Source organism: Streptomyces sp. NPDC059477 (assembly GCF_042749375.1).
GTDB lineage: Bacteria > Actinomycetota > Actinomycetes > Streptomycetales > Streptomycetaceae > Streptomyces.
The window spans coordinates 47194-70598 of the sequence record NZ_JBHYUG010000008.1; the positions used below are offsets into that span (position 1 = coordinate 47194).

At 70.9% G+C, this 23405-nt stretch carries 15 protein-coding genes; 9 read left to right on the top strand and 6 right to left on the bottom strand.

The window, feature by feature from the left end; translation table 11 throughout:
- The first annotated feature begins 166 nt into the window (after positions 1 to 166).
- Positions 167 to 709 carry a GNAT family N-acetyltransferase gene (locus ACFXAZ_RS06315; RefSeq protein WP_384585861.1) on the top strand — a complete coding sequence of 181 codons (543 nt, stop codon included), beginning with the start codon at positions 167 to 169 and terminating at the stop codon, positions 707 to 709.
- Between the two features lie 129 nt (positions 710 to 838).
- Here the strand turns inward: ACFXAZ_RS06315 and icmF are convergent, their stop codons facing one another.
- On the bottom strand, positions 839 to 4069 hold the full coding sequence (gene icmF / locus ACFXAZ_RS06320) for a fused isobutyryl-CoA mutase/GTPase IcmF (protein WP_384585863.1): 3231 nt from the start codon (positions 4067 to 4069) through the stop codon (positions 839 to 841).
- 196 nt (positions 4070 to 4265) lie between these two features.
- Positions 4266 to 4985, bottom strand: coding sequence for a polysaccharide deacetylase family protein (locus ACFXAZ_RS06325; protein WP_384585865.1), 720 nt, complete (start codon positions 4983 to 4985; stop codon positions 4266 to 4268).
- A 304-nt stretch (positions 4986 to 5289) separates the two neighbouring features.
- Between ACFXAZ_RS06325 and ACFXAZ_RS06330 the strand changes: the two genes are divergently transcribed.
- The 8 genes from ACFXAZ_RS06330 to ACFXAZ_RS06365 all read left to right on the top strand — a co-directional run bounded on the left by ACFXAZ_RS06330 (position 5290) and on the right by ACFXAZ_RS06365 (position 17607).
- Positions 5290 to 6720: a serine hydrolase domain-containing protein gene (locus ACFXAZ_RS06330; RefSeq protein WP_384585867.1), complete on the top strand. Its 1431-nt coding sequence runs from the start codon at positions 5290 to 5292 to the stop codon at positions 6718 to 6720.
- Positions 6717 to 7757 carry a dipeptidase gene (locus ACFXAZ_RS06335; protein WP_384585869.1) on the top strand — a complete coding sequence of 347 codons (1041 nt, stop codon included), beginning with the start codon at positions 6717 to 6719 and terminating at the stop codon, positions 7755 to 7757. Before ACFXAZ_RS06330 ends, ACFXAZ_RS06335 begins: the two co-directional genes overlap by 4 nt.
- A 194-nt stretch (positions 7758 to 7951) precedes the next feature.
- A complete protein-coding gene (locus ACFXAZ_RS06340) occupies positions 7952 to 10216 on the top strand; it encodes a dipeptide ABC transporter ATP-binding protein (protein WP_384585871.1) in 2265 nt (754 codons plus the stop codon).
- Between the two features lie 100 nt (positions 10217 to 10316).
- Positions 10317 to 11267, top strand: coding sequence for an ABC transporter permease (locus tag ACFXAZ_RS06345; protein WP_384585873.1), 951 nt, complete (start codon positions 10317 to 10319; stop codon positions 11265 to 11267).
- Positions 11264 to 12208: an ABC transporter permease gene (locus ACFXAZ_RS06350; protein WP_384585875.1), complete on the top strand. Its 945-nt coding sequence runs from the start codon at positions 11264 to 11266 to the stop codon at positions 12206 to 12208. The genes ACFXAZ_RS06345 and ACFXAZ_RS06350 overlap by 4 nt, the downstream gene beginning before the upstream one ends.
- A 59-nt stretch (positions 12209 to 12267) precedes the next feature.
- A complete protein-coding gene (locus ACFXAZ_RS06355; protein WP_384585877.1) occupies positions 12268 to 14163 on the top strand; it encodes an ABC transporter substrate-binding protein in 1896 nt (631 codons plus the stop codon).
- A 13-nt stretch (positions 14164 to 14176) separates the two neighbouring features.
- Positions 14177 to 15499, top strand: coding sequence for an erythromycin esterase family protein (locus ACFXAZ_RS06360; protein WP_384585879.1), 1323 nt, complete (start codon positions 14177 to 14179; stop codon positions 15497 to 15499).
- Positions 15496 to 17607, top strand: coding sequence for a prolyl oligopeptidase family serine peptidase (locus ACFXAZ_RS06365; RefSeq protein WP_384585881.1), 2112 nt, complete (start codon positions 15496 to 15498; stop codon positions 17605 to 17607). The genes ACFXAZ_RS06360 and ACFXAZ_RS06365 overlap by 4 nt, the downstream gene beginning before the upstream one ends.
- 219 nt (positions 17608 to 17826) lie before the next feature.
- On the opposite strand, the gene ACFXAZ_RS06370 is transcribed toward ACFXAZ_RS06365, so the two are convergent.
- From ACFXAZ_RS06370 to ACFXAZ_RS06385, 4 genes are all read right to left on the bottom strand, one after another.
- Complete coding sequence (locus ACFXAZ_RS06370; RefSeq protein ID WP_384585883.1) at positions 17827 to 19503, bottom strand: PucR family transcriptional regulator; 1677 nt, start codon at positions 19501 to 19503, stop codon at positions 17827 to 17829.
- Positions 19504 to 19620: 117 nt separating this feature from the next.
- Entirely contained in the window at positions 19621 to 20733 is a 1113-nt protein-coding gene (gene menC / locus ACFXAZ_RS06375) for an o-succinylbenzoate synthase (RefSeq protein ID WP_384585885.1), read from the bottom strand.
- Between the two features lie 61 nt (positions 20734 to 20794).
- Positions 20795 to 21718 (bottom strand): GNAT family N-acetyltransferase, encoded by a 924-nt coding sequence (locus ACFXAZ_RS06380; RefSeq protein WP_384585887.1) that lies wholly within the window; start codon positions 21716 to 21718, stop codon positions 20795 to 20797.
- Positions 21711 to 22943 (bottom strand): M20 family metallopeptidase, encoded by a 1233-nt coding sequence (locus tag ACFXAZ_RS06385; RefSeq protein WP_384585889.1) that lies wholly within the window; start codon positions 22941 to 22943, stop codon positions 21711 to 21713. The genes ACFXAZ_RS06380 and ACFXAZ_RS06385 overlap by 8 nt, the downstream gene beginning before the upstream one ends.
- Positions 22944 to 23405 lie beyond the last annotated feature (462 nt).

Consider the following 23405-nt stretch of genomic DNA (forward strand, 5'->3'; position numbering starts at 1 on the left):
CCCGGACACATCACCTCGAACTCGGCGCAGTCATACTCTGCGGGTTCGGGCACCGCGCACCAACGGCCGGACCGAAGATCCACATCGTCCGAGATCGCCATGGATTGCCCGTCTGACCGGCGCAGATCGGTTGCCGCCGGTCAGTACCACGGGGTAGGAATCTCGCATGCTGAAGGGTGGCAAGGTCGGGCTCAGGGCCCGGCACGAGGACGACATTCCGGTCCTGCGGACCGAGCTGTACGACGACGTGGTCACTGGTTCGCGGGCCGAGGGCGGGCCATGGCGCCCGGTCACGCCCGGCTCCAAGGATCCGCGGCTCGTGGTGGACGACAAGGAGGAGGGACGGGTCCCGTTCTCCGTGGTGGAGCTGGCGGGCGGCACGCTCGTCGGCACCGCGCTGCTGTGGGGCATCGACACCCACAACCGGTCCGCGCACATCGGGCTGGGTCTGCTGCCGTACGCCCGGGGCCAGGGCTATGGCACCGACGTGGTCGCGGTGCTGTGCCACTACGGTTTCATCGTGCGCGGCCTCCAGCGGTTGCAGATCGAAACCCTGTCGGACAACACCGCGATGCTGGCCTCCGCCGAGCGCAACGGCTTCGTCCGCGAGGGCGTGCTCCGCTCCTCGGCCTGGGTACTGGGCGAGTTCCTGGACCAGGTCGTACTCGGACTCCTCGCCCACGAGTGGCAGCCGGACCCGAAGGTCTAGCTGTACCGCCGATACGCCGGAGGCCCCGCCCGATCGGCACACCCGTCCCCTTTCCGGCGGAGATCACCCCACCGAACACCTGGACCACGGCCTGGACATGGAGCTGATGCGGCCGTCCTGGGCGCTCGGTCAGACGTTTCGGCGGTACTGGCCTCCGACCTCGAAGAACGCGTCCGTGATCTGTTGCAGTGTGCAGACGCGGGCGGCATCCATGAGGACGGCGAAGACGTTCTGGTCGGTGACCGCTGTGGCTTTGAGCGCGGTCAGGGCGGTGTGGGCCTGCTCCTGGTGCGCGGACTGGTAGGTGTGGACGCGCTTGAGCTGGGACTGCTTCTCGTCCTCGGTGGCCCGGGCCAGTTCGATCACGCCGGGCTCGGCGGTGCCCGCGTGGGGGTTGCGGAAGGTGTTGACCCCGATGATCGGGAGCGTGCCGTCGTGTTTGCGCTGCTCGTAGAGCATGGACTCGTCCTGGATCCGGCCGCGCTGATAGCCGGTCTCCATGGCGCCGAGCACCCCGCCGCGCTCGTTGATCCGGTCGAACTCCTGGAGGACCGCCTCTTCCACCAGGTCGGTGAGTTCGTCGATGACGTACGAACCCTGGAGCGGGTTCTCGTTCATGGCGAGGCCCCACTCGCGGTTGATGATGAGCTGGATCGCCAGGGCCCGGCGGACGGAATCCTCGGTGGGGGTGGTGACCGCCTCGTCGTAGGCGTTGGTGTGCAGGCTGTTGCAGTTGTCGTAGATCGCGATGAGGGCCTGGAGGGTGGTGCGGATGTCGTTGAAGTCCATCTCCTGGGCGTGCAGTGAGCGGCCGGAGGTCTGGACGTGGTACTTGAGCTTCTGGCTGCGCTCGTTCGCCCCGTACTTCTCCTTCAGCGTGACGGCCCAGATCCGGCGGGCCACGCGGCCCATGACGGAGTACTCGGGGTCCATGCCGTTGGAGAAGAAGAAGGAGAGGTTGGGCGCGAAATCGTCGATGTCCATGCCACGTGCCAGATACGCCTCGACGTACGTGAAACCGTTCGCGAGGGTGAAGGCGAGCTGGCTGATGGGGTTCGCCCCGGCCTCGGCGATGTGGTAGCCGGAGATGGACACCGAGTAGAAGTTGCGGACGCCCTCGGTGATGAACCACTCCTGGACGTCCGCCATCATGCGCAGGCTGAACTCGGTGGAGAACAGACAGGTGTTCTGGCCCTGGTCCTCCTTGAGGATGTCGGCCTGCACGGTGCCGCGCACGTTCGCCAGCGCGTGGGCGCGCAGCCCGGCCGCTTCCTCGGGGGAGGGGTCGCGGCCCTCGGCGGCGCGGAACCGGTCCAGTTGCTGATCGATGGCCGTGTTGAGGAAGAACGCCAGGATCGTCGGCGCCGGCCCGTTGATCGTCATGGACACCGAGGTGGAAGGCGAGACCAGGTCGAAGCCGTCGTAGAGCGCCTTCATGTCCTCCAGCGTCGCCACGGACACGCCCGAGGTGCCGACCTTGCCGTAGATGTCGGGGCGTTCGTCGGGGTCGCGGCCGTACAGGGTGACGGAGTCGAAGGCGGTGGACAGACGGGTGGCCGGCTGGCCCTCGGACAGCAGCTTGAAGCGCCGGTTGGTGCGGAAGGGGTCGCCCTCGCCGGCGAACATCCGCGCCGGATCCTCACCGTCCCGCTTGAAGGGGAACACCCCCGCCGTGAAGGGAAAACCGCCGGGGAGGTTCTCCCGTAGCCAGAACCGCACCAGCTCCCCGTGATCGGTGAAGCGGGGCAGGGCGACGCGCGGAATCCGGTTGCCGGAGAGGGACTCGCGGGTCAGCTGGGTACGGATCTCCCGGTCCCGGATCTTCACGACCTGCTCGTCACCGGAGTAGGAGGCGACGACCGAGGGCCAGTTCTCGATCCGCGCGGCGATGTGGCGCGGGAGCCGGTCGCGGGCGTCGTCCAGCAGCGCCTGTACGTCCCGGGGGTCGGAGCCCGCCTCGACCAGCTCGCCCCTGACCGCGTCCAGACGCTGCACCCGGCGCGCGGCCTCGGCCAGCACCTCGCCCTCGCGGTGATAGGCCCGGACGGTGTCACTGATCTCGGCGAGATAGCGCACCCGCTGCGCGGGCACCACCTGGCGGATGCCCGAGGAGTGCCGGACGGCCACCGGCGCCAGCGTGCCCTCGGACAGCGGCAGCCCCTGCCCGGCCAGGACGGACCTGAGGTGCTGATAGAGCGCCGTGACACCGTCGTCGTTGAAGGTGGCCGCGGAGGTGCCGTACACCGGCATGTCCTGCGGCCTTCTGTCGAACGCCTCGCGGTTGCGGACCAGTTGGCGGGCGACATCGCGCAGCGCGTCCTGGGCACCGCGCCGCTCGAACTTGTTGATCGCCACGACATCGGCGAAGTCGAGCATGTCGATCTTCTCCAGCTGTGACGCCGCGCCGAACTCCGGGGTCATCACATACAGGGAGGTGCCGACGAACGGCACGATCGCCGCGTCGCCCTGACCGATACCCGGTGTCTCCACGATCACCAGGTCGAAGGCGGCGGCCTTGAGCAGGGCGATGACATCCGTGAGATGTTCGGGCAGCTCACGGCTGCCACGGGTGGCCAGACTCCGGAAGAACACCCGGCCGCCGTCGAGGGAGTTCATCCGGATCCGGTCGCCGAGCAGGGCACCGCCACCCCGGCGCCGGGTCGGGTCGACCGCGATCACCGCGATCCGCAGCTTGTCCTGCTGGTCGACCCGGAACCGGCGCACCAGCTCGTCCGTCAGCGACGACTTCCCCGAACCGCCGGTGCCGGTGATACCGAGCACCGGCGTGGTCCGGGCCGCCGCCGTGGCCCGCACCTGCGCCAGCAGCTCAGCCGGCAGTCTGCCCAGCTCGGCGCCGGTGATGGCGCGGGCGATGGCGAACCGGTCGCCCGCGACCACGGCGGCCAGGTCGGTCCCCCGGTCCTCCCAGAGGTCGAAATCGCAGTCCTTCACCACCGAGTTGACCATCCCGGCCAGCCCCAGACGCTGGCCGTCCTCGGGGGAGAAGATGGTCACCCCGCTCCGCCGCAGCCGGGTGATCTCCGCGGGCACGATGACGCCGCCCCCGCCACCCACCACATGGACATGCCCCGCGCCCTGTGCGCGCAGCGACTCGACCAGGTACTCGAAGTACTCCACGTGCCCGCCCTGGTAGGACGAGACCGCGACACAGTGGACATCCTCCTCCAGCGCGGCGTCCACGACCTCCTGCACCGAGCGGTTGTGCCCCAGGTGGATCACTTCGGCGCCCTGGGACTGGAAGATGCGCCGCATGATGTTGATCGACGCGTCATGCCCGTCGAACAGGGCCGACGCGGTGACCAGGCGGACAGGGTGCACGGGGCGGTGCGGTTCGGTCATCGGGGCCTTCCCGGACAGGTCAGAGGAGTTCTTACCCGAGATACTAGGACGTCCTAGTATCTAACTGAAGGTGGTGAGCGTATGACCAGGAGCACAGCGGGGGAGGCGCTCGGCGCTGCTAGCGTTCTCCGGCTCTCCGCCTCTCCCGCTGCTTGACTCTCCCGCTGCCCGGCTGCCCGGCTGCCACGACATGGGCCTACGGCCGGTAGGCGGCCCGGTTGTGGTAGGTGACCTTCCCGGCGGGGAGCTTGGCGGGGGCGAAGAGCTGGTCGACCGTCACGAAGTGGAAGCCGCGTGCCTTGAGGGCCTGGATGATTCCCGGTACCGCGTTGACCGTCGTCTTGTGGATGTCGTGCAGGAGGACGATGTCTCCCGGCTTGGTCTGCGTCTTGACGGTGTTGATGATTCTGGCGCTGTCGCGGTACTTCCAGTCCAGGGTGTCGACGCTCCAGTGCACGAGCGGCCGGGCGGCGGCCTGGCGGACGGCCGCGTTGTGGGCGCCGTAGGGGGCGCGGACGGTGGTGGGCTTCTTGCCGGTGGCCTGCTTGATCGCCGTGTCCGCGCGGGAGAACTGGGACTTGATCTGCGCGGCGCTGAGCCGGGTCAGGTCGGCGTGGTCCCAGCTGTGGTTGCCTATCTGGTGACCCGCGCTCGCCGTGCTCCGCACGGTCGACGGGTACCTCTGGACGTTCTTGCCGACGACGTAGAAGGTCGCCTTGACGTTGCGGTCGTTGAGGGTGCGCAGCAGCCGCTGGGTGTCGGCGACCGGCCCGTCGTCGAAGGTGAGGGCGACACACTTCACCTTGCGGCAGTCGACGGCCGCGGGCGCGGCGGCGGAGGCGGGGGCGGCGGTGCCGGCCAGCATGGCACCGCAAAGGGCGGAAACGGCAACCGAGATGACGAGGCGTCGGTGCATCAGGTCCTCCAGGGGAACGGGCTTGCCCTGTGAGACCAACACCTGGGGGGCATGGATGCCCCCGCGTTTCGCGCCACGCAGGCCGAATCGGGCCGGGTCGCAGAATCCGCTGAGACCGGCCGCTCGCCGTCCGGGCGGGATTGCTCGCCGACCCGGATCCGCAGGTCAGTGCCTGTCCTGCGACGGGCAGACGTGTTCGGTCCCGCGCACCAATCGATGGACCGTTTGTGGTGGGAGCGGATGAAGAGCGCGGTTTCCGCCAGTTCTATGCTCGTCCGGAATCGAGCGGGGAGGTAGGGACACCGTGCCGAAGCCGGATGGGCTGGAGGAGCTGGATGGGCCGCGGGAGAAGGATGGGCTGGACGGGGTCGGGGCGTGGTTGCGCCGCCGGTTGCCGGGGCTGCTCAGGGAGAGCCAGGTGCCGGGCGCGGCGGTCGCGGTCAGTGTCGGTGACGAGGTGGTCGAGGCCGCGGCCGGGGTGCTGAGCACGGCCACGGGTGTCGAGGCGACCGTGGACTCCCTCTTCCAGATCGGCTCGATCACCAAGGTGGTCACCGCGACGCTGGTCATGCAATTGGCCGACGAGGGGAGGCTGGACCTCGACGCTCCCGTGCGGGCCGTCCTCCCGGAGTTCCGGATCGCCGACGAGCGGGCCGCCGGGCGGATCACCGCGCGCCAGTTGCTGAGTCATGTCGCGGGCTTCGAGGGGGACGTCTTCACCGACACCGGCAAGGGTGACGACTGCCTGGAGAAGTACATGGCTGTCCTGCGCGATGTGCCGCAGCTCTTCGAGCCGGGCGCGATGTTCTCGTACAACAACGCGGGCTTCTGTGTGCTGGGGCGGATGGTCGAGGTGCTGTGCGGGGAGCCGTACGACGTCTGCGCCCGGACGCGTCTCTTCGCGCCGCTGGGCATGACCCACACCGCGAGCGACCCCTACGAGGCGATCGTCCATCGCGCGGCGGTGGGCCATGTCGAGCGGGCGCCGGGAAAACCCCTGGAGCCCACCCCGGTCTGGGCGCTGGCACGCTCGAACGCGCCGGCTGGGTCGATGCTGGCCATGCGGCCCCGCGACCTACTGGCCTTCGCCCGGATGCATCTCGCCGAGGGGCGCGGCCCGCACGGTCGTACGGTCCTGAGCCCGGAGAGTGTCCGGGCCATGCGGCTCCCGCAGATCACCCTGCCCGATATCGACCAGGGCACCGCCTGGGGGCTGGGCTGGGAACTCTTCGACCTGCCGGACGGCCCGGTCTTCGGGCATGACGGCAACACCATCGGCCAGTCGGCGTTCCTGCGCGTAGCACCGGAACGCGGTGTGGCGGTGGCGATCCTCACCAACGGCGGCCTCTCACGGCAGGTGTACGCCGAGATCGCGGGCCGGGTGCTCGGCGAACTCGGCGGTGTCGGACTCTCCGCGCCGCCGACACCGGGCGGGGCCGCTCCCATCAGGGAAGCGTCCAGGTATCTCGGTACCTACGCGTCGAGCACCTCCGAGACCACGGTGAGCCGCGACCCGGCGGGGCGGCTGTGGCTGGAGCGCACCCCCCTCGGCGTCATCGCCGACCTGGACGAGCCGCCGTACCGTACCGAGCTGGTCGCCTGGCGCGGTGACTCGCTGCTCCCCGTCGAGCCGGAGCGCGGTGTGCACGCGCCGCTCGCCTTCCTCGGTGACGACGGGCAGGGGCACGCCCTCTATCTGCACACCGGCCGGGCCGACCGACGGGTGGCAGAGTGAACGAGCTGCACCGGCGCGCCGTCGTCGCCGACCTGCACAACGACCTGCTGTGCGCGGTGGCCGCCCGGCCGGTGGCGGACTGGGCGGAGTTCTTCCGCGAGCGCTGGCTGCCGCAGTTGCGGGCCGGCGGGGTGGACGTCCAGGCGCTGCCGGTGTTCATCGACGACCCGTACCGGCCCGAAGGCGCGCTGCGCCGGACCCTGCGGATGATCGAGGCGGCCCACCGGCTCGCGGCCGGCAACAGCGACGCCGTCATGCTGTGCGAGGACGGCGGCCAGATCGATCAGGCGCTCGCGGAGGGCCGTATCGCGCTGGTGCTGGCCTTGGAGAGCGCGCCCGGTGTGGGCGAGGACGTGGAACTGCTGGAGACCCTGTTCCGGCTGGGGGCCAGGATCGCGTCCCTGGCACACTTCGGGCGCACCGCCCTGGCCGACGGCAGCGGGGAGGACGGGACCGGCGGCCGGCTCACCCGGGCCGGGGTCGCGGCGCTGGCCGAGATGGAACGCCTCGGCATGCTCTTCGACATCAGTCACCTCGGCGCGGCCGGGGTCGGGCACGTCCTGGAACTGGCCGCACGGCCGGTGATCGCGACCCACTCCGCCGCCCGGGCGCTCTTCGACCATCACCGCAACCTCACGGACGAGCAGATCCGGGGTGTCGCGGCGGGGGGCGGGGTGGTGTGCGTCAACTTCTTCGCCCCGTATCTGCATGACAGCGACTACTCGATCGACCGTCTGATCGACCACTTCGAGCACATCGCCGGGGTGGCCGGGATCGGACATGTCGGACTGGGCCCCGACTTCATCAAGGAAGTGCTCGCCGACACCACCCCGCCGTGCTGTGAGCGCGCCTTCGTCGAAGGGGTGCCCGCCGACGCCTATCTGCCCGGTCTGACGGGCCCGGCCGGGCTGCCACTGGTCACCGAGGCGCTGCAACGGCGTGGCTGGCCGGAAGGTGACATCGTCGCGGTCCTGGGGGAGAACGTGCGGCGGTTGCTGCGGAACGAACTCGGCCGGCCGGCCGCGTCCTCCGGCTGAGTGGACTCGTACATTCCACCCCACTTCTCGCCGACCCCTCGTACCGACCCCCCTCGCACCACCCCTCGCACCACCCCCCCCTCGCACCCCCCCCTCGTACAGACCTCGTCGTACGCACTGACTGATCTCTTCGTGCGACTGAACCAATCCCAACCCGAATGTTCGATGAACCCGACGAACGATATTCGCGCCCCGTGTCTGAATATCGTCGGGTGGCCAAGGAGATGGAGAGCGGTACCGTGCGCACGAGCGATGGTTCCGAGAACCCGCGTGGGCCCGCGGACGGCAGCCGGGTGCTGACGATCCGCGATCTGTCGGTGGAGATCCGGCGCGGCGACCGGGTCGTCCGCCCGGTCTCGGGAGTCAGCCTCGCGCTCGACCGCGGGGAGACCCTGGGAATCGTCGGGGAGACCGGATCCGGCAAGTCCATGACCGGTCTGGCGATCATGGGCATGCTGCCGGCCGGCGGCCGGGTGACCGGCGGGTCGATCGACTTCGGCGGCACGGAACTCGTCGGGCTCCCGGCGGCCCGCTACCGGGCCCTGCGCGGCAATGACATCGCGATGGTGTTCCAGGACTCCATGACCGCGCTGAACCCCACCCGACGCATCGGTGAACAGATCGCCGAGCCGGTACGACTGCACCACGGCGCGTCGAAACGGGCCGCCCGCACACGCGCCGAGGAACTGCTCGCGCTGGTCGGGATACCGAGGCCCGCCGAGCGGATGGACGACCACCCGCACCAGCTGTCGGGAGGCATGCGGCAGCGCGTGATGATCGCCATGGCGCTGGTGTGCGAACCGAGGGTCGTCATCGCCGACGAGCCGACCACCGCGCTCGACGTCTCCGTCCAGGCCGAGATCCTCGATCTCCTCGACGACCTCAGATCCCGGCTGGGCATGTCGATGATCCTGGTCACCCACGACATGGGGGTGATCGCCCGGCACGCCGACCGGGTGGGGGTGATGTACGCCGGACGCGTCGCCGAGACCGGGCCGACGCCCGCGCTCTTCGCCCGCACCCGGCACCGCTACACCCATGCCCTGCTGTCCTCCATACCCTCGCTCACCCAGGACCGGCGCGAAAAGCTCTTCAGCGTCCCCGGCGCACCGCCGGACCTGGCCGCGCACCACAACGGCTGTTCCTTCGCCCCGCGCTGCACGGCCGCGACGGACCGGTGCCGGGAGGAGCGGCCGGGGCTGTCGGTGGGGGAGGGCGGCCATACTCATGCCTGTTGGCACCCGGTCGAGGTGGTGGGGCCGATGGTCGGGGAGCAGCACGCCTCGCCCGGCCTCCCGTCACGCGACCGCCCCGCGCACGACCGCTCTGCGCCTGACCATCTCTCGCCCGTTCACACCTCCCCCCACCACCCCCCGGCGCCCCTCCCCGACCGCGACACCCCGCCCCGACTGCGCGTCATCGACCTCCGACGCGAATACCCGGTCGGCGGGCGAAGCGGTCTCCTCGGGGAGCGCCGCACGCTCAAAGCCGTCTCCGGAGTGAGCTTCGACGTGGCGGCGGGCGAGACCTTCGGCCTGGTCGGCGAGTCGGGATGCGGCAAATCCTCACTGGGCCGGATGCTCGTGGCCCTGGACCGGCCCACCTCGGGCGAGGTCATCTTCGACGGCGCCCGCGTCACCCGGATGAGCCCCCGGGAACTCGGGCCGCGCCGGGCCCAGCTCCAGATGATGTTCCAGGACTCGAACGCCTCCCTCGACCCCCGGATGCGCATCGGCGCGATCCTGCGCGAGCCCCTGGCGATCCAGGGCATCGGCACCCGAGCCGAACGCACCGCCCGCGCCCGCGAACTGCTGCACGACGTGGGCCTGCCCCTCACCATCCTGGACCGCTACCCCCATGAACTCTCCGGGGGCCAGCGCCAGCGGGTGGGACTGGCCCGCGCGCTCGCCCTGGATCCGAAGGTGCTGGTCGCCGACGAACCGGTCAGCGCGCTGGATGTCTCCGTCCGCTCCCAGGTCCTCAACCTGATGCAGCGCGTCCAGCGCGAACGCGCACTGAGCAGCGTGGTGATCTCCCACGACCTCGCCGTCGTGCGGTACCTGGCCGACCGGGTCGGTGTCATGTACCTCGGCAAGCTGGTCGAGACCGGCACCACCGAGGAGGTGTACGGCGCCACCGCGCACCCCTACACCGCGGGACTGCTCGCCGCGGTCCCCGAGGCGGACCCGGGGGCGCCGCGTCCCCCGGCGGACGCGCGGGTGCGCGGCGAACTGCCGAGCCCCCTCGATCCGCCCAGCGGCTGCCACTTCCGCACCCGGTGCGCGCTGGCCACCGAGGTGTGCGCGAGGGCGGAGCCGCCCCTGACGACGGTCACCGGTCCGCCACCGACGGCGATCACCGGTCCGCCCTTGGTACCGGCCACCGGTACACATCAGGTCGCCTGCCACCACCCCTTGCGGTCGACGGCCGGGCGGCCGGAGGAGCTGACGGCACGATGACCCGCTTGTCACCCCTTCCCCGGGTCCCGCAGGCCCCGACCTCGCGGCCCGCGCACCTCATACGCCTCACACCGCTTTCCCGCAGAGGGGCTGGACACGCATGACCTGGTACGTGGTCCGACGGCTGGCGATCTCCTTCCTCGTCCTGCTGGGGATCTCCGCGGCCGTCTTCTTCCTCCTGCACCTGGTGTCGGACAGCCCCGGACGCGTCGTCCTCGGACAGCGCGCCTCACCCGAGGCGGTGGCCGACTTCAACCAGGAGCACGGATTCGACCGCCCGATCGTGGTCCAGTACGTGAGCTACCTGGGCCAGCTCGTCCAAGGCGACCTGGGACGGTCCTACAAGCTGAACGAGAACGTGATCACGCTGCTGGGACAGAACGCCGGCCGCAGCGCCACCCTGTCACTGGCCGGCCTGGTCCTCGCGCTGCTGATCGCCGTACCGCTCGGCATCCTCCAGGCGGTCAAGCGCAACAGCCTCATCGACCGGGGCGCCACGGCCATCTCGTACATCCTCTACGCGACCCCGTCGTTCCTGCTGGGTCTCATCCTGATCGCCGTCTTCAGCCAGTCCCTGCCGTTCTTCCCGGCCGAGGCGTCCCAGTCACGGTCCCCCTGGGTGGTCCTCACCGATCCACGCGCCATGGCCCTGCCCGTCATCACGCTCGCCATCACCAGCGTCGCGGTCTTCTCCCAGTACCAACGCTCCTCCGCCCTTGACCAGCTCGGCCAGGACTACATCCGGGTCGCGCGAGCCAAAGGGCTCCCGGAACGGCTCATCCTCACCCGGCATCTGCTGCGCAACGCCTGCCTGCCACTGATCACCCTGGTCGGCACGCTCGTCCCCACCCTGCTGGCGGGCAATCTGATCGTCGAGTCGCTCTTCAACTATCCCGGCCTGGGCCTGCTGTTCCTCAACAGCCTGCAACGCGAGGACTACCCGGTACTCCTCGCCTACACCCTCATGGGCGGTGTCCTGACCGTGATCGGCAACCTCGTCGCCGACATCGCGGTCGCCGCCGCCGACCGCCGAATCGAGCTGGAGAAATGACCTCACGACCCATGGACACGGCGGAGGCCACCGAGACGGACGCCATGGCACCTGCCGAGACCCAACCCGCCGGTCCGGGCGAACCGGCCCCGCAGCGCAAGAGACTCTCCCCGAGGTCGGTGCTGCGCACCCTGCGACACCATCCGCTCGGCCTCACCGGCGGGCTGCTCCTGGTGCTCGTCGTCGGATTCTGCTTCCTCGGCCCGCTGCTCCACCGCACCAACCAGACCGACGTGGACCTGCTCAACGCGGCCCTGCCCCCCGGCCCCGGCCACCCGCTCGGCACCGACGCCAACGGCTTCGACGTGCTCGGCCGGCTGATGGCGGGCGGCAAGGTGTCCTTGCAGATCGGACTGCTCGCCGCGCTCTTCGCCACCGCGATCGGCACCCTCTACGGCGCCATCGCCGGACTCGCCGGAGGCATCCTCGACGGGTTCCTCATGCGGGTCGTCGACATCCTGCTGTCGGTGCCCTTCCTCTTCTTCGTGCTGATCCTGTCGGCGCGGTTCCACGCGAACGCCGTGACGCTGAGCCTGGTCATCGGCGGGTTCTCCTGGCTGATCTCCGCCCGCCTGGTCCGCGGTGAGGTGCTGACCCTGCGGGTGCGGGAGTTCGTGCTGGCCGCGCGGGTGATGGGGGCGTCCCGCAGGCGGCTCATCCTCACCCACCTGATCCCCAACGCGCTCGGCGTGATCATCGTCAACATCACCTTCCAGGTCGCCGACGCGGTCCTCGTCGTCGCCGCCCTGGGGTTCCTGGGCTTCGGCCTGACCTACCCGACCGCCGACTGGGGCAGCCAGCTCGCCAGCGGTGCCACCTACATCTCCGCCGACCACTGGTGGCTGGTCTATCCCGTCGGCGGCTGCATCGTCCTCACGGTCCTGGCGCTCAACCTCCTCGCGGACGCACTCCGCGACGCGCTCGGACGCCGGGCCGACTGACCGCCGGACCCGCCCCGCCAACCGACCGACCCTCTCCAACACTTCGCAGGGAGCCACCCATGACGCCACCCATGACACCTGTCTGCGCCAAGCCGCGAAGACGCCGCCTCGCGGCGCTCACCGCGCTGGCCGCCGTGTTCGCCGTGCTGGCCACGGCCTGTACCGGCGGTGGCGGCACCGCGGCCCAGGACGTCCAGGACAGCTACAAGACCCTGCCCAAGGAGTCGGGGAAGCCCACGGACGGCGGGACGGCCACCGTCGCGCTGACCCCGGGGCTCAGCCCCAACTACATCTATCCCTACCCGCCCGCCTCCGCCAACGGGACCGTCATCGCCCGGGGACTGATGTGGCGCTCCCTGTACCGCCCCAGCGGGGAGGGCGACCAGATCGCGGACACCGCGCTGAGCCTGGCCGAGGCCCCCGCCTACAGCTCGGACCGCAAGACCGTCACCATCAAGATGAAGGACTACTCCTGGTCCAACGGCAGGCCGGTCACCGCCGATGACGTCGTCTTCTCCCTCGACCTGCTGAAGGCCGCACTCAAGGAGAGCCCGGCCAACTGGAGCTTCTACACCCCCGGCCAGTTCCCCGACGGCGTCACCGCGAAGGCCACCACCCCGGACACACTCACCCTCGAACTGGACACCGCGTACAACCCGTCCTACCTGCTGTCGATGCTGACCCTGCTGTATGTGATGCCCTCCGAGGAGTGGAACATCGCCCGCACCGGAGGTCCGCACCTGGACCACTCCGACCCGGAGAACGCCAAGGCGATCTACACCTACCTCACCAAGCAGTCCGAGTCCCAGTCCACCTTCGCCGACAACCCGCTCTGGCAGGTGGTCAACGGCCCGTACCGCCTCAAGAGCTTCGACCCGACGACCGGATCGTTCTCCCTGGCCCCCAACAAGGAGTACAGCGGCCCGGGGGACTCGCGGCTCGACCAGGTCGACTTCAAGTCCTTCACCTCCGCCGCGGCCGTGCTCAACCAGTTCAAGGCCGGCAAGCTGACCGTCGGCACTCTGGACTCCAGCTTCATCACCCAGATCGACGCACTGAAGAAGCAGGGCTACCACGTCTACGGCGCCCCGGCGCCCGCCCGCTTCGACCCCCTCGTCCTCAACTTCGAGAACACGACCAACAACTTCGACAAGGTCATCGCCCGCCCCTACGTCCGCCAGGCCCTGCAACACCTCATCGACCAGGGGGGTTACGTCAAGAGCCGGGGCGTCTACAACGGCGCCGCCTCCCCGAACTACAGCACCGCGGGCAGCGGCTCCCCGTACCCGCCCGAGTTCGGCGACCAGGCGCCCTACCCGTACGACCCGGCCGCCGCCGAGAAACTGCTCACCGACAACGGCTGGAAGGTGGTGCCGGACGGCTCCACCACCTGTGAGCGCCCCGGCACCGGGCCGGGCGAGTGCGGGGCCGGTATCCCGCAGGGCCAGACGATCGACTTCACCCTCTCCTCCGCGAACACCCCGGCATACGTGGGCGCCCGGGACATCGCCTTCGCGTCGCAGGCCAAGAAGCTCGGCGTCGAGGTCACCATCGAGACCAAGTCACTCAACTACCTGTACACCAACTACGGCAACAGCTTCGCACCCGCCAACAAGGACAAGTGGGCCGCACAGGACTACGGGCCGCTCTACCTGGCGGCCGGATACCCGAGCAGCAACACCGTGTTCAACACGGGCGGCAGCTTCAACCTGGGCGGCTACCGCAACGCCGAGGTGGACAAGCTGATCGAGGCCTCGACCTTCGGCGCGGACCCGACGGTCCTGTCGACCGAGGTGACCAGCCTCTCCAAGGATCTGCCGGTGCTGTTCTTCCCGACCCCGCACACCCTGGTCGTCTGGAAGGACACCCTCTCCGGTCCGCCATCGTCGTTCAACGCGCTGCTCAGTTTCCTGTACACGCCCGAGCTGTGGTACTTCCGCGAGCAGGACTCGTAGGACACCCACAACCATGGACACGACGAGCGAGACGACCGGGGGCATGACCGTCGGCCCGACCACGGGGGCGTTCGCCCGCCCCCTGGGCCGGACCGCCGGCCCGGTGGACGCCGAGGCGGTGCGTGAGCTGATCGGCGACGCACGGGTGGTGGCCCTCGGCGAGGGCGCGCACAACATCACCGAGTTCTACGGGCTCAGGGACCGGGTCTTCCGGCTCCTGGTCCAGGACTTCGGATTCACGGGCCTGGTGCTGGAGTCCGGTTTCGCCGACGGGCTCGCGGTCGACGCATGGGTCCAGGGCGGACCGGGGCAGGTCGAGACGGTCGCCCGGGACGGCATCACCTACCGGTTCGGCGAGTGCGAGCCGATGTGGCGGCAACTGCGCTGGATGCGCCACCGCAACTCCGGAGATGCGGCGAAGGTCGCCTTCTACGGGATGGACCTGCCCGGATCGTCCACCTCACCCGGACCGGCGGTCCGTGCCTGCCTCGACCGGCTGCCGACCCACCCGGGTGACGAGGAACTGCTACGGCTGAGCGACCTGGGCGGCCGTTCCCAGGCGGCGGTCCGTTACGCGACCATGCCCGCCGCCGACCGCACCCGGCTGCTCGCCGGGCTCCGCGACCTGGAGGAGCGCGCGCTCCGGTTCCACCACGAGAGGGGCCAGGACAGTGCGGAAGCGGAGGTCGCGCTCTGGTGCGCGGCCTCCCTCCGGGCCTTCGTCGCGGAGACCGAGACCGAGACCGAGACCGAGGATCGTGAGGATCGTGGGGCCGATGCGGAGCCCTCGGCGGGCCCGTACCCCCGGGACGTGTTCATGGCGCGGAGCGTGGAATGGATCCTCCGGCGGGAGCGACGCGTCGTGGTGAGCGCCCACAACGCACACATCCGCCGCACACCGCTGAACGGCCGGCCGACGCTCGGCAGCCGGCTCGACTCCGCACTCGGCACCGACCTGGTCGCCATCGCCATGACCTACGGGTCCGGCCCCGAGGTCCGTTTCACCCAGCGCTCCCCACGCCCGTTCGACTGCGAGGTCACCCTGGGCACCCGGACCCTGATGCCGGAGTCCGTCGAGTCACGGCTGGACCGCCTCGGCCCGCCACTGACCCTGGTCGACCCGCGCCGCGCGCCGGACGGCTTCTTCGACGGGGTCCAGGGCACGCTCGTCGGCGGCGGACTCGACCCCGTGGACGACTTCCCCGCCACCTACGACGCGCTGCTCCACGTCCGCCGGGTCACCAGGATCCCCGGGGCGTTCGAACGGCTCCGCGCGGAGTTCGCGGAGGCCGCGAGGCTCCACCCAGACGCCCCCGACAAGCCGGAGTCACCGTGAACGTCAACCCTCCGCCGTATCCGCCCGCGCGTACCGTCGACGTCTTCGAGGACGTAGCGGGCGTCCGGGTGCCGGACCCGTACCGGTGGCTGGAGCCGGAGACCGAAGAGGTACGGCGGTGGCAGCGGCGGCAGGCCGAGATCGCCACCGCCGTCAGCTACGACGGGCAGGACCCGGCGGCCGTCCGGAAACTGATCGAGACCTACGACCGCGGGTCGCGTCCGGCGCTGCCGAAGTACGCGGCCGGACGCTGGTTCCGTGCCGTGACCCCGCCGGGCGGGGCGGCGCCCACGGTGGTGGTCGCCGACCGGCCCTTCGGGGCGGGACGGCCGGTGGCCGACCTGACCGCGTTCGGCAGTGAGTCGCATCCGGCGGTCCTGTCCTGGCTGGTGCCGGCGCCGGACGGCCGCGTCCTCGCCCTGGGCGTCTGTACCGACGGCAGCGAGCACAACACCATCCGGCTCATCGAGGTGGACTCGGGGCGGGTGCTCGACGATGCGCCGGAACAGGTCCTGCACAGTGCGTGGGCGGGCGGGGTGTCATGGCTGCCCGACAGCAGCGGCTTCTACTTCCTCGCGCTCACCGGCTCACCACGGGAGTTCCGGCAGACGGTGTTCCACCACCGGCTCGCCGTACCGTCCCCGGGCGGGAGCGGGACGGGCGCCACCGAGGTGGAACCGATCCCGGTCGGCGAGGGCTCACGGGAGTACACGCTCGTCCAGGTCTCACCGGACGGCCGGTGGGCCGTCGCGAGCCACCGGGTGGGCAGCCCCGTCCCGGTCGCGGTGCGCGATCTGACCCGGCCCGGCACGGGCTGGCGCCCCTTCGTCACCGAGTGCGCCGGGACGATCGCCGGTCACATCGTCGGCGACCACTACATCGCGGTGACCGATGTCGCCGCTCCCCGGGGCCGGGTGGTCGCCCTCCCGCTCGACGCGGCCGACCCCAACGACCCTGCGGGATGGCGGGAGTTGGTGCCGGAGGGGGAGACGGTGCTGAGGTCCCTCACCCCGGTCGGGGAACACCTCTACCTCAGCGAGTTCGACCAGACCTTCGCCAGGGTCCGCATCCTCGACCGTACGGGCGCCATCACCGGGGAAGTCCCGCTGCCCGGCCGGGGCGCACTCGCCGCCCCGTTCTTCGCCCTCACCGCCCTGGCGGTCGGTACGCCGCCGGACGACTTCGTCTTCGCCTTCTCCACCCTGACCAGTTCCTGGGGCGTTCACCGCCACCGGCCGGGGGAGCCGGGCATCGAGACACTGGCGGCCCCGGAGGTCACCCTCGACGCCGAGGTGACGGTCGGCCACGCCCTCGCACCCGACGGTGTGACGGTCCCGTACCACGTCGTACGACCCGTCGGCAGTGACCCGGCGCGGCCCGCGCCGACGCTGATCTCCGCGTACGGCGCGGCGAACGTCCCCCTGCTGCCGCAGTACCAGCCCGACCTGGCCGCGTTCGTCGCGGCCGGTGGCGTGCTCGTCCAGGCGTATCTGCGTGGGGGCGGCGAGTTCGGCCGGGACTGGTATCTGGCCGCGCACCGGGAACGCAAGCACGTACGGGACACCGATCTCGTCGCGGTCGCCGAGCACCTTGTGGCCACGGGGCTCACCGGCCCGGACCGCCTCGCGCTGACCGGTGGGTCCGACGGCGGTCTCATGTGCGGGGTCGCCGTCACCCAGCGGCCCGAACTGTGGCGTGCCGTGCTGCCACGAGCGCCGCTGCTCGACCTCATCGGCGGGACCCGCGATCCGTACCTGGACTTCGTCATCCGCAAGGCGTGGGCCGACCCGGACGATCCGGCGCAGGTGCGGCGGCTCCTCGGGCTGTCGCCGTACCAGTTGGTCAGGCCCGGTGTTTTCCCCGCGGTCTACGTCCAGGCCGGGGCCACCGACCCGCGGTGCGCGCCGTGGCACGCGCGCAAGTTCGCCGCCCGGATGCAGGCCGCGCAGCAGGGCCCGGACCCGATCCTGCTGCACGTCTTCGACAACGCGGGTCACGGCGCGGCGACTTCGCACGAGGTCGCGGTCGCCCAGGACGCCGAATGGCTGGCCTTTCTGCTCAGCACACTCGGGCTGGGGGGCGAGGGGGTCTTTGGCGGGGGCGGATGACTTGGGTGTGCGGGGCGGCTGGGTCAGGGGTCTGGGTGCAGGGCTGGGGTGTGCGGGGGTGGCCGGGTCAGGCGTCCGGGCGGAGGGCTGGGGTGTCTGGGGCGGAGGGGTCAGGTGTCCGGGGCGGCCGGCTCCAGCGTCCCGGGCGGAGGGGTCAGGTGTCCGGGGCGGTCGGCCCAAGCGTCCCCGCGTAGTGCTCCGGCGTCCAGGGCGAGGGCTTCACGTGTCCGGGGCGGATCCGAGGGACATCAGGCGTAGCTGAAGCATGGCCGACAGGCGCGCGTTCGGGTCGTTGAGGTCGATACGGCCGACCTCGGCCGCGCGCCGCAGCCGGTAGCGGAACGTGTTGGGGTGCACGAACATCGCGGCGGACGCCACGGCGACATCGCCGAAGGCGTCGAGCCAACTGCGCAAGGTCTCGACCAGATTGGCCTGGTGCGTCTCGTCGTAGGCGACGACCCGTGCGACGGCGCCGCTGGGGATGTCCCCGCGCGGGACGAGGTCGGCGAGTTCCAGCAGCAGCGCCTCGATGTGGACGTCGTCCACGCGGGCCACCTGCTGCCCGGCGGCCCCGGAGCGCAGTACGCGCAACGCCCGCTCGGCCCCGGCACGCGACCGGGCCAGCGCCGAACAGTCCGCGGCCGGCTGCCCCACCCCGATCAGCGGGCGCAGCCGCGAGCCGACGCGGGCCAGGAACTCGGTGGCGATCCGGGCCGCGCGTTCCCCCGCGTCCTCCGCGTTCTGCCGGTTCTGCGGGAGCAGGGGCAGGATGCCGTACGCGACGTCGCCGATCAGCGCCGCGGTGGCACGCGGGTGCACGGCGGACAGGTGCATGGCGAACGCGTCGGTGAGCCGCTTCCGTTCGGTGGCCAGCCGGGCGGGCAGCCGGGGTTCGGTCGCCGCGTCCACGACGGTGAGCGCGAGGACGACCGACGGCTCGTCCTTCAGACCGAGACGGCGGACCGCTTCGCTCGACCCGGGTCCGCTTTCGAGGGCGCTGGCCAGCAGCTCCGCCCGCAGCCGCCGTTCCATGTCGGCGTCGGCCCGCTGCCACACCATGTGCATCGCCACGAGCTTGGACGCCTCGTAGAGGGCCTCGCTGCGCTCCGCGCTCAGCGGCTCGGGGACGACCACCCAGATCGTGCCGAGGATCTCGTCCCCGGCGCGCACCGCGATCACCGCGCGGGGCAGTTCGCGCGGCTGCAAGGCGTCGCCCGACTCGGGCAGCGAGGCCACGAAGACGGGCCGGTCGCTGCGGTAGATCGCCTGGAACACCCCGCGCTCCTCCAGGATGCGGGTGTAGTGCTCGGGCACCTGCCGGCCCAGGATCGTCTGCACCCGTGACGGGTCCACGTCCTCCTGGCGGCTGGAGAAGGCCAGCAGGCGCGAGTTGCGGTCCTCGATGGTGACGGGGGCGTCCAGCAGCGCGGCGATGGCGTTGGCGACGGCGAAGAGATCACCCGACCCGGTCCGCCCGGCGGCGGGGGAGTCCGTGTCGTACCGGCCGCCATCGGCCGTCAGGGTCCGCAGCATCCCCGCCAGGTGCGTCCAGGACGCGCCCCGGGCGAACGAGAGGACCGCCACGCCCGACGCGCGGGAGGCGGCGAGGAGCCCCGCGTCGGGGGCGACGGGCGCGCGCACCACCAGCGCGGCGGCGCCGCGTCCGCCGAGCTGGGTGACGACCCGCGCGAGGTCGGCGGGGTCGTGCAGACCGACGCCGAGCACCAGGGCGTTCTGAGGCAGCTCCGGTTCGTCCAGCGGGTCGTGTATGACGACGCCGCCGATGTCGTCGGCGCGTTCGACGTCGCCGCAGACCACGTCGAGCAGGGTGGTACCGAGTTCCTCAAGGACACGCCCGAGGCTCGCTCGCGGGAGGCTGGTCACGGGGATGAGCACGAGGCCGAAACTAGCGCGGCGGACCCGCGTCGTCGTTTGTTGCGCATGACGAAATGATGCCATCCGGTTCGTCGGGCGGGACAGCCACGGTATCGGGGGCGGGTGCTCCGGAGGAGATCAGGAGCCGGTCAGGGGCACCCAGGTCGTCGAGGTCGTGACCGCGTCCAGGACCTCCGGGATCGGGGTGACGCCGAGCCCCGGCCCGGCCGGTACCGCGAGGTGTCCGTCCACGAGCTGGAACGGCGGCGTGATGTCGGTCCGGTAGTAGCGGTCGGAGGCCGAGGTGTCGCCGGGCAGTAGGAACCCGGGCAGTGCGGCGAGCGCCACGTTGGCGGCGCGGCCCAGCCCCGTTTCGAGCATGCCGCCGCACCACACCGGGACGCCGTGCGCGGCGCAGACGTCGTGGATGCGGCGGGCTTCGAGGTAGCCGCCCACACGGCCCGGCTTGATGTTCACCACCTGGCAGGCGCCGAGGGCGAGCGCGTCGGCGGCGGCGCGGGCGGAGACGATCGACTCGTCGAGACAGATCGGGGTGGTGATCTTCGAGGCGAGTTCCGCGTGCCCGAGGAGGTCGTCCTCCGCGAGGGGCTGCTCCAGCAGGAGGAGGTCGAACGGATCGAGCCGGGCCAGCTGGCGGGCGTCCCCACGGCCGTAGGCGGTGTTCGCGTCGACCTGGAGCATGATGTCGCCGAACCGCTCCCGTACGGCCCGGACCGGCTCGATGTCCCAGCCGGGCTCGATCTTCAGCTTGATCCGCAGGTAGCCCGCGTCCAGATATCCGGCGACCGCGTCGAGCAGCGCGGGTATCGACTCCGTGATGCCCACCGACACCCCGCACGGCACGGTCTCACGGACCGCGCCCAGGGCATGCCCGAAGGGGACACCACGGGCGCGCAGGTCCGCGTCCAGCACCGCCGTCTCCAGCGCCGCCTTCGCCATGCGGTGCCCCTTGAACGGGGCCAGGGCCGGGGCGACCCGATGGGCGTCGAGGCCGGGCACTTCGCCGAGGGCCGGGACCAGGAAGCGGCTCAGGACATCGGCGGCGGCATGCGTGTACTCCGAGGAGTACCGGGGGGCGGTGCCCGCGCCGCACTCGCCCCACCCCTCGGCCTCGTCGGTGACGACCCGCACCAGCAGGGCCTCACGTACGGTCTCGGTCCCGAACGACGTACGGAAGGGGGACACGAGCGGCATCCCGATGGTACGGAGTTCGACTCCGGTGATCTTCACACTGTCTCCCGCGGTGTCTCGCTGTGATGTGTTCCGTGCGTTGCCGCCGTCGCTGCTGCCGTTAGCCGAGCGATCCACGGCGATCCCGGTGATACGAGTGGTCCGGGCGATCCACGACGTACCACCCCGCCCGGTCGAAGCCGCGTACCCGCGCGCCCTCGGCGAGCAGCCCGCCGAGCGCCTCCCGTACCGCCGTGCGCCATCGCGCGGCGCAGGCCGGGTCTCCCTGCCGCAGCGCCTCGATGTCCTCGGGAACGGCCACCAGTACGGTGCCGGCGTGCGCGTCGGCCGGTCCGGTGACCGGCGCGCCGGTGGCCGAGACGCTGAGCGCCACGGTCACGCCCGCCGCGAGAGCGGCCTGCGCGTCGGTCAGTGCGGGCCGCCCGGCGCAGGCCGCGTCGACGCCGGGTGACTCAAGCCGCCACCGCACCAGGATCCGGTCGGAGTCGTCACTGCGGTTGATGTCGTCGTCGATCGGGCCGTAGAAGTCCGGCAGATACTCGGCCGGCTCGGCGCCCAGCTTGGCTATGTTGAAGTACGCGTTGCGACGCACCAAGGGGTCGTAGGTCCAGCAGATCTCATGGACCCCGCGCGCCATCGCCCAGGCCCGCTGGTGCAGCTTCAGGGCGAAGCCGACGTTGCGCTGCCGTATATGGGGCAGCACCCCCGCGATATGACTGTGCAGCGCCTCACGCGCCGGGGGAGAGAAGAACCCGAAGCAGGAACCCACCAGTTCGTCCCCGTCGAAGGCGCCGCTCACATAACTGCCCGCCTTCGCCATCGCGCGCAGCAGGTCGGCCGCCACGGGAGGGCTGTTCTCGCCGGTACGCCAGATGCGCTCGTACAGCCGCTGGACGGCCTCAAGCTCGCCGATACTGTCCAGGGAACGAATATCGACGCCCGCGGCCTTCTCGGCGGCCTCGGCCGCGGCGTACGCCGCGTCGATGGGCGGGGAGTCGGTGCGGTGGTGGAGGAGATCAGTCACGCCGGTCATGGTTCCAGCCGTTTTGGTCGCGCTGCTGGTCCGACGACACAGGATGCCGGTCCCCGGTTCGTCCGGGCGGACAGGTGTCCGCTGACTCCAGAAGCTCGGCGATCAGCTCGGTGAGCAGACGGGTCCGCCGGGGCAGCTCCGCGACGAGCACATGTTCGTCGTCGGCGTGCGCGCCGCCGCCGACCGCTCCCAGTCCGTCGAGGGTGGGGGTGCCGACCCCCGCGGTGAAGTTCCCGTCGGAGGCACCTCCGACGGCGACCGAGGTGAGCGGGCCGATCCCGAGCCCCGTCGCGAGCCGCTCGGCCCGCGCGAACAGTTCCCGCGACGCGCTCGCCGGCAGGGGCGGCCGGTTCGGACCGCCCCTGACCTCCACGACGGCCCCGGCCAGCCGCGCCCGCAAGCCACCCATGGCGGCGTGGACGCGGTCCTGCTCGGCGGCGTCCCGTACCCGGACATCGACATCGAAGCGCGCCGACGCGGGGACGGTGTTGATCGTGCTCCCCGCCTCCAGGCGGGTCGGTGTGACGGTCGTACCCTTCGCAGGATCGCCCAGCCCGGCCACGGCGAGGACCTGATGGGCGGCCTCGATCGTCGCGTTCACCCCGCGCTCCGGTTCCAGCCCGGAGTGCGCGGCCCGCCCCCGCACCACCACCTCATACCGGGAAACACCCTTGCGCTCGGTCTTCAGGGCCCCACCGGGACCGGCGGCCTCCAGCACAAGAACGGCGCCACACCGGCGTGCCTCCTCCTCGATGAGCCCCCGGGAGGTGGGAGAACCTGGCTCCTCGTCACCGGTGACGAGAAGGGTGACACCGTCCAGGGGATGGGGATGGGGACGGGGACGGGAATGGGGCGAGCCGGGCACGGGCGGGGCCGCGCGGGATGCCAGACACCCCAGGGCATGGAAGGCCATCACCAGTCCCGCCTTCATGTCGAAACACCCCGGTCCGCGCAGCACACCGTCGCGCACCTCGAAGGGGTGACTCTCCAGCGACCCGACCGGCCACACCGTGTCGTGATGCCCGAGGACCAGTACCCGCGACGTACGCCCGAAGCGCCACCGAAGATGGGTGCGACCGTCGATGACGACCTGCTCCGCCTCGCTTCCCAGATGCTCGGCACCGACCCGCGCGACCACCTCCGCACTGCGGGCGACCGCGGCGAGATCGTCGGATGGTGACTCACAACGCACCAGCCGCTCGATATCGGCGACCATCGCGGCCCCGGCCTCCCCTTCGGGTGTTACGGGCCGAGCACCACCCTCCCGCCCCAGGTCTTCTTTCGCCAAGGCACGGCGTTCTGTCACGGCGGACACCTCCAGTCGACGCATCCGCCCAAGCATGGTCAGCGACGCCGCCCCGAACCCTGTCCGGTCAGCCAACATCGGCATGCGGGATTGGGGCGGGGGGATGAAACAGTCCGTGGAGAGTCAGCAACCACACAACTGAGCAGGGCGCGCACGTGAGGGCCCCGGCGTCTACCCGGAAGCTCGCAGGAGAGCTGGAGGCTCAGTGAATGAAATATCCGGTTGCCTGGTCGGTACGGCGCTGGATGCAATGTCGGGGAGGGTCGTACCGGTGTGCGCGCGCCCCTACGGCGAGACACGAGGAGCGCGCGTACCACCGGGCCCGGCCACGCCACGATCCAAACGGCCGCGTGCCGAACGGGTCATACGATC

What these genes read in the sequence shown, in the direction of transcription:
- ACFXAZ_RS06315 (WP_384585861.1), top strand. Translation starts at nt 167, where the DNA reads ATGCTGAAGGGTGGCAAGGTCGGGCTCAGGGCCCGGCACGAGGACGAC.
- icmF (WP_384585863.1), bottom strand. Translation starts at nt 4,069, where the DNA reads ATGACCGAACCGCACCGCCCCGTGCACCCTGTCCGCCTGGTCACCGCG.
- ACFXAZ_RS06325 (WP_384585865.1), bottom strand. Translation starts at nt 4,985, where the DNA reads ATGCACCGACGCCTCGTCATCTCGGTTGCCGTTTCCGCCCTTTGCGGT.
- ACFXAZ_RS06345 (WP_384585873.1), top strand. Translation starts at nt 10,317, where the DNA reads ATGACCTGGTACGTGGTCCGACGGCTGGCGATCTCCTTCCTCGTCCTG.
- ACFXAZ_RS06350 (WP_384585875.1), top strand. Translation starts at nt 11,264, where the DNA reads ATGACCTCACGACCCATGGACACGGCGGAGGCCACCGAGACGGACGCC.
- ACFXAZ_RS06355 (WP_384585877.1), top strand. Translation starts at nt 12,268, where the DNA reads ATGACGCCACCCATGACACCTGTCTGCGCCAAGCCGCGAAGACGCCGC.
- ACFXAZ_RS06360 (WP_384585879.1), top strand. Translation starts at nt 14,177, where the DNA reads ATGGACACGACGAGCGAGACGACCGGGGGCATGACCGTCGGCCCGACC.
- ACFXAZ_RS06385 (WP_384585889.1), bottom strand. Translation starts at nt 22,943, where the DNA reads ATGGTCGCCGATATCGAGCGGCTGGTGCGTTGTGAGTCACCATCCGAC.